Genomic DNA, 10,163 nt, shown 5'->3' on the forward strand with positions numbered 1-10,163 from the left:
TCGGAAAGCGCCCCCTAATTGGCCGCCTTCCGCCGCGCTGGCCCCTTCGTCTAGCGGTCTAGGACGTCGCCCTCTCACGGCGAAAACACGGGTTCGAGTCCCGTAGGGGTCACCAAAAATGCCTTCGCAGGCATTCGAGACGCGCCGCGAACCGCTGACGAGCGGCGCCGGCCCATCACCAGGCTTCAATCGAGATGAAGCGCGTACAATGCGTGATGCGTCAGCACGAACAGCGTCCGGCGATTGGCGCCGCCGAGGACAAGCTGTAGCGGGCGCTCCGGCACGTCGATCTGCCCGACCTGTTTCCCATTGGGCGAGTAAACGAAGATCTGCCCATTCGCGACGAATACGTGGCCCTGGCTGTCGGCAACGACGCCCTCGCCCCCGCGCTCGGCGAACGGCACGAGGTCGGTGATCACCCCGTTCTCGCCCACCTTCCCGGAATAGGTGCGATTCTCGGAGCCGTTGGTGACGAAGACGCGCTCGCCCAACGCGCCCTGGATGAGGCCGTAGCTGTCGAGTGAATCCGAAAAGCGGAGCCCTCGATGATCCACCGGACCCTGCTGGAACACGCGCCAGGCCGGAAGCACGAGGCTCCCGTCGGGCGACACATATTCGTTCGCCTTGGGCAGCCTCATGTCGCGCGCGAACATCTCGGCGAGCGTGGTGAAGCGATAGGTCTCGGGATCGAGCTGGTCCTTGAACTCGCCGTTGTTCCACCAATTGACCGGCAGCGCGAGGCGCGCGCCGGGCCGCGCGGCGACCGGCGTCGGCGGGATCACCGTCATCTCCTGGTCCGGCGCGCCCGGGTGAAAGCTGTAGACGGTGCCGTTCCTGCCCCAGGACGACAGCACCATGAGGTTTCCCGACCGGTCCACCGCCAAGTTGACCGGGTCCAGCGCGGCGTCGCGGACGATCTCGAGGCGGCGGTCGTCGGACCAGCGCCAGATGCGCCGGAAGAAGCGGTCGACGAAATAGAGCCGGCCCTCGGCATCCACGGCGCCTCCGCCGGCCGAATGGAACCCGTCGGCGAGCTTCTCCAGCCTGGCGCCGGCCAGGATGGAGGGCCGCACCGGATCAGGAGCGCCGGCCACGTCGAGAACGGCGAACTCGCGCTCGCGCACATCCAGTCCATGCGTGACGTCGCGTATCGCATTGTCGTAGGGGAATTTGGTCAACCGCAGGAACGTCGCGCAGCCATTCTCGTCGCAGGTGGCCAAGCCGCTCTCGCCGTTCACATGCACGTTGCGGAAGCGGATGTCGCGCGAATTGTAGAGCGTCACCGCGGCGGGCGCCGGCTTGCGCGTGCGCGTGACGCGATAGCCGTGGAAGTTGGCGACCAGGATGTTCCGGGAGTCGCGGATCTCGAGCGCCACGGCGTCGCCGCTCTCGCCCGCCTCGCCCTCGGTCTGCGGCGCCAGCAGTTCCCAATTGGCGACCCGGTTGAGCCCAATCTCGGTGCGGACGTGATGCTCGACCGATGCCTGGATGATCCGACCCGGTGTCTCGGTGTCCGATATTAGGATGCCTGGATGCGCGAAGGTGCTCGGGCTCCAGATGTTCGCGAAGGTACCCCCACCTCCCGAGGTCACCCACAGGCTCGCATATTGCCCGTCCCACCGCCGCGCGGCGTCGGGATCGGCGGTCGCATTGTTGTTGTAGGGCGAAACGCGGGTGCCGTCGTAGCGATTCGTGCCGTGGCCGCCCTGGAACTTGACGTCGTTCACCATCGACCGCGCGCCCGCCATCCACAGCAACGCAGTCGCGCGCGGATTGGCGCCATTGGTGTCGAGACCGATGCCCGAGACGATCGCATCGCCGCCGCGCGCACTCTCGATCAGGGCCTTGGGTGCGCCGACGCCCTGATAGCCCGGCGCGCCGTCGGGCAACACGATCTGGGTCAGGCTGGGATGGAGCCCGAGCAGCACCGTGTCGGAGCGCAGGCGCAGCGTATCGCTGACGCGGTAGAAGCCCGTTGGTAGATAGACCACGCGGTGGGTGTCGATAGCCTTTTGGAGCGCGGCGGTATCGTCGGCCCTGTCATCGCCTTTTGCTCCCAAGCTCCGCACGCTGACCCATTCGGCAACCGGCGGCAGCGCACGGATGACGGGATCGGGAACGGGCGGCAGGCCGGCGATGCGGCTGGCCTGCATGTCGGTCCGGAATTCGCCCATGCGTCCCAGGCCGGGCAGAGTCAGGCCGTGCGTGAACGACGTCACCCTATATGTCGCACCCGCGCCTTTCACGATCTTCCCGCTGTCGCGGAACCGCGCGAAGACGGGCGTGTGGTTCGCGACCAGGTTCTGGAAGCCGATCTGGGTGTAGACGCTGTTCTCGTTGGAGATGACCACGCCCGCCTTCGAGACATTCTCGAAGCGCAGATCCTGTCCCCAGAGCCAGTCGCCATAGCCGCGGTCGATCTCGATCCCGACGGGCACGTTGCGGAAGGCTACGTTGACCAGGGTCAGCCCCGCCTCATGCTCGCGGATCGCGGCGTCGCGCTGCCCCTCGAAGGTCGAATCGACCAGCGCGAAGGGCCAGGCCGGCGAAGGCTTCTCGGCGAGGATCCCGTAGCGACCGCCGCGGAAATGGAGGTCCTCGGCCTCGTTGGCGACATGGTACAGCCCGGCCAGGCCCGAGCCGATATCGAAAGCGGCGTGGCTGACGAAGCTGTGCTGCGCCGAATGGAACCGGATCGCGGTCGCCGCGGGATTGCCGTCGAGGATGCGGAAATCCACGTTGGCGAGCGCCGAATAGAAGGTGCCCGAATTGGCATCGGGCAGGTCCTTGTCGAAGGGCACGCTGCCGGGCGGCGGGAACGCGACTTGCCTGCCCCGCCCGTTGCCCTGGCCCGGCCGCCCGCCGGCGAATATCAGCATATGGGCGACGCCCCGCTGGAACCCGGGCGTGTTGGCGCCCAGCAGGATCACGGGACGCTTTTCCCCGATCCCGAGGACACGCACACCGGGCCAGAGCTTGATCGTCCGGGTGATGCGATACGACCCTTCGGGCAGGAAGACGATCCCGCCTCCACCCTTGTCCGCCGCCTTGTCGATCGCTTGCTGGATCGCGGCGCTGTCGTCCGCCCGGCCGTCGCCGACGCCCGCGACCCTGATCGCCGCCGGCTCGTCGGGCGCTCTGGTATAGACCGACTGCGACGCGATGGCCGGCGCCGCTGCGACAAGCATCAACAGCAATGCGCTAGCCTCGATCAGTCTCCGGTGCATGATCCGCACTCCGACACGAAAAAAAGTCCCGACCTTGCGGCCGGGACGAGTCCCCACGGGGGTCGCGTGGGTGGCAATTAGAAATTCAAGCGGACGCCGGCCCGGAAGGTGCGCCCAAGCGTGTCGTAGAGCGCCGGGTTGACGTCGAGGCCGGTATTGGTCTGCGGCGACGGCTCGGGATTATGGTTCAACAGATTGTCGATCTTGAAATAGGCCCGGACGTTCGACGTCACGTTGTACGACCCGCCGACATCCACATAGAAGGCACCCTTCATATAGTTGCGGTCGATCGTCGGGTGGTTGCCGGTCGAAACCGGGCAGGCCGACTGGCAGACCACATATTGGTTGCCGAACACGCCATCCGAGAACCAACGCTCCTGGATGGTCAGGCTGAACCTGTCATTCTCGTAGGTCTGGATCGCCAGCCATTTCCAGTCGGGCGTGGCGCCCGTGTTGGCGCCGGCCTGGTCGACCGGGTCGACCCCGGCGATACCCGCATTGACGATGAACTCGCGGATATGCGTGCCGAGCGCGCGGAGGGTGAGGCTGCCGGGCAGGCCCATGGGCTGGCGCCACTGGTAGCTCGCCTCGATGTCGAACCCGCTGGTCTTCCACGAAGCGAGGTTGAACGGCTGGACGTTGATGAAATTGCCGCCCTGCACCGGGCTGTCCAGCACGAAGCCGCCGCAAAAGGCCTGGTTGCCCTCGAAGCAGAAGCGCACGATCTGGTCTGCCGACAGCGTCGAGACGACGCCGCTCAGCTTGATGCTGTAATAGTCGAACGACAGGCTGAGCCCGGGCAGCCAGGACGGGTTGGCGAGGACGATGCCGACTTCGGTGTTGCGCGCGATCTCGGGCTTCAGATTGGGGTTGCCGATGGTGTTCTGGAACGCCTGCACCGCGACGTTGCGGAACGGATCGTTGAAGTTCGGCAGCGTCGTGACGGTCGGCGCGGCGAACAGCTCCGAGAGGTTGGGCGCACGCACGTCGCGCGACGTCACGGCACGCAGCCGGATGCCCTCGAGCGGCGTATCCCAGGTGCCGCCGATCTTCCACGCCCAGACCGTGCCCGAAGTGCTGTAATGCGTCACGCGGGCGGCACCGTTCAGGTTCGCCCGCCCTGCTCCGCCGCCGTCGAACAGCGGCAGATTGAGCTCCGCGAAGCCCTCGTACACGCTGTACGCACCGCCTCCGTTCTTGTAGTTGCCCGCCGCCCAGTTGCTGCCCTGCGCGGCGTTGAGCAGCGGGTCCGCCGGATAGGCATCGCTGTTGGGGCTGAGGGCTGAGACGCCCGCGCCATAGGGATCGGCGTTCACGCGGTAGAATTCGTGGCGATACTCGCCGCCAAAGGCGAGGGTGAGCGGGCCCGCCCATAGATCGAACAGATTTCCCGAGAAGTTGATGCTGGCGACGTCCTGGGTCAGCCGGGTGTGCTGGAACGGCCCGTTCTGGGGCGTGACATAAGCGAGCGCCTCTGCGGATGGCGCGAAATTGCCGAAGATGTTGATCGGCTGGCATCCCGCCGCGCGCGCCGCCGCATCGGCGCAGACGATCGCGCCGTTCAGCGTGATCGCGTTGGTCGCGGCCACATAGCGGTTCTGCAGGACGATATCGTTGACGTCGATGTCGGAGATGGTGGTGCCGTGCGCGTAATAGGCATCGTAGTTCCAGTCGCCCCCGCCCACGCCGAACTGCCCCTTGAGGCCGCCGACGAAGCGATATTGGCGCCGGTCGGTATAGACCCGGGGATCGGGGAAGGATCCGTTGCTCGTCCCGAAGTTGAAGCTGGTGATCCCCGCGGTCGCGCACCGGTCGCGGATCAGCTGCGGCAAATACGGGTTGGCGCATTGGACCGTGAGGTTCGGGCGGCCATAGCCCGGGCTCGGCTGGTTACTGGTCTTCACCTGCGCCGCGCCCACGGTCAGGTAGATCTCGTTGTTCGGGGCGAAATCGTAGCCGATCCGGCCGAAGCCGGTGATGCGCTGGAGCGACGATACCAGCGACGCGCCGGAGCCGGGCGCGCCCGACAGGTCCCCGCCGACGCAGAAGCTGTTGCCGGGATAGCAGTTCGACACGCGGCCATTGCCCAGGGGCTGGCCGTTCGATCCGTAGTTGAAGTTGTATGGCGTGCCGTTCGCGTCGAAGGCGGTGCCCTGGAGCGGGCCGTTGTTGATCAGGCCGTAGAGCGCATATTGGTACGGCTGGGCATAGTCGCTATAGTTGAACTGCGGCAGGCCGTTGTTGGTCTGCCCGGTGTTGAGCAAGGTCGAGGCGCGGTGCCAGTTGCGCTTGCCTGCGAGATCGATGCCGAAATTGCCCGGACCGACGCCATCGTCATGGGCATATTCGCCGCTTACGATCATGTGCAGTTTGTCGTCGAACGCCGCCCCGCCCCAGGCCCCCTGCACGAGCACCTGCGCATTGTCGCCATAAGTGGTGATGCCGCCCTGCACATTGGCCTTGAAGCCCTTGAAGCGCGTATCGGTGATGAAGTTCACCACGCCGCCGACCGCGTCCGAGCCATAGGAGGCCGAGGCGCCGCCGTTGACGATGTCGACCCGCTTGACGAGCAGCTGGGGGAACAGGCTGACGTCGGGAACCCCGGTGACGTTCGCGCCCACGACGCGCTGGCCGTCGAGCAATGTCAGCGTGCGGATCGGCTGGAGCCCGCGCAGCGAGAAGGAGCTCAGCCCCTGCAGCCCGCTCGAGGTGCTGAACGTCCCCGTCGCGGTGCCGGTCGAGCCCTGGAGCGACGGCAGCTGCGCGATCGTGTTGAAGAGGTTCGGTTGCGCGTTGGCGGTGATCTGCTCCTCGCCGATGACCGTCGTCGGCGTGGGCGCGTTGAAGCCGCTGGCGATGATGCGCGAGCCGGTGATGACGATATCGCCCTGCTGCTCGGCGTCGGCCGGCGCTTCGGTCTGCGGGGCGACCTCTTCCTGCGGTGCGGGTGCGGGCGCGGTCTGCGCATATGCCGGGCTTGCCAGCGTCATCGCGGCCAGTGCGGTCAGGCTCACCCCGTGGCGCTGCCAAAGCATTGCGGAAACCATCTCTCCGACCCTCTCCGATTTTCGTATTTTCCCGACTTCGACGGTATCCCTCCGCCCGCGCGGCCGCACGTACGACAAAGGTCGTAGAGCCGCGTTCAGGGCCGCGCGGCGTAGAGCGCGTGGTGCGTGAGGATGAACAATGTCCGCCGGTCCGGCCCGCCGAACAGGATCTGCAGCGGCCGATCGGGCACGTCGATCCGCCCGGCTTCGCTGCCGTCGGCGCCGTAGACGAACACCTGGCCATTCGCGACATAGACCCGGCCGCGCGCGTCGACGGCAACGCTCTCGCCGCCGCGATTGGCGAAGGGCTTCAGGTCCACCAGCGCTCCGCCTGCGCCGACCGTGCCGCTATAGGTGACGTTCTCCGATCCGTTGGTGACGAACAGGCGCTCGCCCGGCCGCCCGCTCACCAGCCCATTGGCGTTGAGCCCGTTCGACCAGCGCCAGCCGACATGATCGATCGGCCCCTGCTGCCAGACGCGGAACGCCGGGAGCGCGAGACTGCCGTCGGGGGAGACATATTCCTGCGCCTTGGGCGTGCCGACCTCGCGCGCGAACATCTCCGCGAGCGTCGTGAATTCGTAGCTCTGGTGGTTGAGCTGGTCGCGGAATTCGCCGTTGTTCCACCAGTTTACGGGGAGCAGCGTCTTCGCCTGCCCGCTGTTGCGCACGGGGGTGGGCTCGATGCGCGTCAGTTGATCGGGCGGGCCGTCCGGATCGAGCGAATAGACCGCGCCCTTGGGTCCCAGCGACGACAGCACCAGAAGATGCCCGGAAGCGTCGACGGCGAGATTGACGGGATCGAGCGCGTTGTCCCGGACGATCTCGAGCCCCTTCGCCTCGGTCCAGCGATGGATGCGCTGGAAGCGCCGGTCGATGAAGTAGAGCGCACCCCGCGCATCCACCGCCGCACCCGAGATCGACCAGAAGCCCTCGGCGAGCTTCTCGACCTGCGCAAGGCCCGGCTTCGCCACCGGGGTGCGCCGGTCCGTCGGGCCGATGTCGAGCTTCGCGAACTCGCGCTCGCGAACCACCAGCTCGCGGGTCACGTCCTCGATCGCGTTCTCGAACGGGTATTTGCTCGCCCGCAGGAAGGTGCCGCACCCCTCGTCGTCGCAGGCCGCATAGCCGCTCTCGCCGTTCACATGCACGTTGCGGAAGCGGATGCCGCTCGAGTTGAACAGCTTCACCGCGCTGCGCGCCGGCGCGTAGCTGCGCGTCACGCGATAGCCGTGATAATTGGCGAAGAGCAGGTTGCGCGAGTTGCGGATCTCGAGCCCGATGGCGTTCGGGCCGTCGCCCACTTCCTGTTCGGTCTGGGGGGCGTAGAACTCCCAGTTCTCGACATTATCGAGGACGAACTCGTTGCGCGCGTGATGCTCGACCGACATCTCGTAGACGCGCCCGGGCGTGCGGGTGTTGGTTACGGTGAAGCCGGCCGAGGCGAAGGTGTTGGGGCTCCACACATCGGCGAAGGTGCCGCCGCCGCCGTCGGTCACCCAGATGCTCGGATATTGCGCGTCCATCCGCCCGTCGGACACCGGATCGCCGCTGCGCGCCGACAGGCTGCCGAGCGGCTTGCCGTCCGCCGTCGGCGTGCCACCGCCGCCCATGATCTTGACGTCCTCGACCAGGCTCTGCGCGCCCGAGCGCCATAGCAAGGCCGCCGCGCGTGGGTTCACGCGACCGGTGAACAGCCCGAGGCCCGAGACGATATTGTCGCCGCCGCGCGGACTCTCGAGGATCGGCAGCACGGCGCCGACCCCGGCGTGGCGCGGATTGTTGTCGGGGATATAGAGCTGGGTGATCGCCGGATGCAGCCCGATCAGCACGCTGTTGGGCCGCAGCTTCAGCCGGTCGGTCACCTTGTAGAAGCCAGTCGGGAAGTAGAGGATGCGGTTCGCGTCGATCGCGCGCTGGATCGCGGCAGTGTCGTCCGCCTGCCCGTCCCCCACCACGCCGAGCGTGCGCACATTCACCCAGTCGGCCATTTTGGGCAGGTCGCGGATGACGGGCGCCCGCTGCGCCGGCATGGCCGGCAGCGCCCGTATATCCGCCTCGGTGGCATAGCTCCCCATCTGCCCGAGCTCGGGCACCGCCAGCCCATAGGAGAAGGACGCCACCCGATAGGCCTTGCCCTTCCCGTCCACCGTCCGCCCGCTGTCGCGGAAGCGCGCGAAGACGGGGCTGTCCACGGCGAACGCGTTCTCGAACCCGATCTGGGTGAACACGTTGTTCTCGTTGGAGATGACGACGCCCGCGCGGCTGACCCGTTCGAAGCGGACGTCGCTGCCCCAGAGAGAGTCGCCATAGCCGCGGTCGATCTCGATCCCCACGGGCGTGTCGCGGATGGCGACGTTGACCATCGTCAGCCGGGCCTCGTGCTCGCGGATCGCCGCGTCGCGCTGCCCGTCGAAGCTCGAATCGAGCAAGGTGAACTGCCAGGCGGGCGACGTCTTCTCGGTGACGATGCCGTAGCGTCCGCCCTTGAAATGGACGTTCTCGAGGACGTTGCCTGCCTGGTACACGCCGGCGAACGCCGACCCGAGACGGAACTCCATGTGGCTGAGAAAGGCGTGCTGGGCCATGCGGAAGCGAACCCCCGCCGCGGCCGGGTTGCCCTCGCCGATCTCGATGTCGACATTGCTCATCGACGAATAGAAGGTGCCGGAATTCGCGTCGCGGACGACCTTGTCGCGAGGCACGATCGTCGGCACCGGCACGGGCACCTTGCCGACGTTGTACTGATCATCCCCTCCGAACACGATCATCGTCGAGACGCCCTGCTGGAAGCCGGGGGTGTTCGCGCCGAGCTGGATGACCGGGCGGGTGGGCCCAACGCCATAGACGCGCACGCCCGGGGGGACCACCAGCGTGCGCGTGATGCGGTACTTGCCCGAAGGCAGGAAGACGATGCCATGACGGGTCTCGTCCCGGGCCGCGTCCAGAGCCTTCTGCAGCGCGTCGCTGTCGTCCGCTTTGCCGTCGCCGATGCCCTTGACCGTCACCGCGCGCGGCTCCGCAGGGGCCGCCGGGAATATCGAGACCCCTTGCGCGAGAACCGGGAAAGGCGCGGCAAGGGCGGTTGCGGCGAGCAAGCCAGCCAGAACGCGGCGCATGATCATACGGATCTCCACTTGTCGGCACTCGATTGCGCTGGTTAACCCGGCACCCCATTCCTGGCACCTGCGACCAAGGTCGTAGTTTTCAGCACCCGGACATCCCTCCAAAACGCCGCAGCGCCGTCGTGGTGCTTGCCCGTCGGGCACGACCCTGTCTCGAGGACGCCTGTTTTGCTTCCAGCCGCCCGCCCCGCCCCGCCCTTCGCCGTGATCGTCATGGGCGTGAGCGGGTGCGGCAAGTCGACGCTGGGGGCGCTGCTCGCGGAAGCCCTGCAATGTCCCTTCCTCGAAGGCGACGACTATCATTCCCGCGAGGCGATCGCGAAGATGCGCGGCGGGGAACCGCTGGGCGACGCGGACCGCTGGCCCTGGCTCGAACGGCTCGGCAAGGCGACTGCCGAAGCCGTCGCGGAGCATGGCGTGGCCGTGACCGCCTGCTCGGCGCTGCGCCGCCGCTACCGGGATCGGCTGCGCGCCACGATCGGGCGTCCGGTGGAGTTGATCCTGCTCGAGAACAGCCGCGAGCGCCTGATCGAACGTTTGGCGGCCCGCCCCGGCCATTTCATGCCCGTCAATCTGATCGACAGCCAGCTCGCCACGCTCGAGCGGCCCCTTGCCGACGAGGACGCGCTGAGCCTGGTGACGGAAGAGCCCGCCAGCCGGCTGCGGGAGCGCGTTCTGGCCCGGCTGGAAGTCCGCCAGTTCACGGCCTGAGGCGCTGCGAATCCACCTGATCCTCCCCCGCCAGGGGGAGGTGTCAGCCGCAG

General features: G+C 67.2%; 4 protein-coding genes and 1 tRNA gene. 2 read left to right on the top strand and 3 right to left on the bottom strand.

The window, feature by feature from the left end:
* The first annotated feature begins 39 nt into the window (after nucleotides 1-39).
* Nucleotides 40-115, top strand: a tRNA-Glu gene (locus MT490_RS10600).
* A gap of 70 nt (nucleotides 116-185) precedes the next feature.
* Here the strand turns inward: MT490_RS10600 and MT490_RS10605 are convergent.
* The 3 genes from MT490_RS10605 to MT490_RS10615 form a co-directional block, all read right to left on the bottom strand.
* Nucleotides 186-3,227, bottom strand: coding sequence for a glycosyl hydrolase family 28-related protein (locus tag MT490_RS10605; RefSeq protein WP_297387030.1), 3,042 nt, complete (start codon nucleotides 3,225-3,227; stop codon nucleotides 186-188).
* Between the two features lie 77 nt (nucleotides 3,228-3,304).
* Nucleotides 3,305-6,274, bottom strand: a complete 2,970-nt coding sequence (locus MT490_RS10610) for a TonB-dependent receptor (protein WP_297387033.1) — start codon at nucleotides 6,272-6,274, stop codon at nucleotides 3,305-3,307.
* A gap of 95 nt (nucleotides 6,275-6,369) precedes the next feature.
* A complete protein-coding gene (locus MT490_RS10615; protein ID WP_297387035.1) occupies nucleotides 6,370-9,399 on the bottom strand; it encodes a glycosyl hydrolase family 28-related protein in 3,030 nt (1,009 codons plus the stop codon).
* 213 nt (nucleotides 9,400-9,612) lie between these two features.
* Here MT490_RS10615 and MT490_RS10620 point away from each other — a divergent pair, with 213 nt between their 5' ends.
* Nucleotides 9,613-10,110 carry a gluconokinase, GntK/IdnK-type gene (locus MT490_RS10620; protein ID WP_297387045.1) on the top strand — a complete coding sequence of 166 codons (498 nt, stop codon included), beginning with the start codon at nucleotides 9,613-9,615 and terminating at the stop codon, nucleotides 10,108-10,110.
* Nucleotides 10,111-10,163: the final 53 nt, after the last annotated feature.

It is taken from the genome of Sphingomonas sp. (genome assembly GCF_026460985.1).
Taxonomy (GTDB): domain Bacteria; phylum Pseudomonadota; class Alphaproteobacteria; order Sphingomonadales; family Sphingomonadaceae; genus Sphingomonas.

What these genes read in the sequence shown, in the direction of transcription:
- MT490_RS10605 (WP_297387030.1), bottom strand. Translation starts at nt 3,227, where the DNA reads ATGCACCGGAGACTGATCGAGGCTAGCGCATTGCTGTTGATGCTTGTC.
- MT490_RS10610 (WP_297387033.1), bottom strand. Translation starts at nt 6,274, where the DNA reads ATGGTTTCCGCAATGCTTTGGCAGCGCCACGGGGTGAGCCTGACCGCA.
- MT490_RS10615 (WP_297387035.1), bottom strand. Translation starts at nt 9,399, where the DNA reads ATGATCATGCGCCGCGTTCTGGCTGGCTTGCTCGCCGCAACCGCCCTT.
- MT490_RS10620 (WP_297387045.1), top strand. Translation starts at nt 9,613, where the DNA reads ATGGGCGTGAGCGGGTGCGGCAAGTCGACGCTGGGGGCGCTGCTCGCG.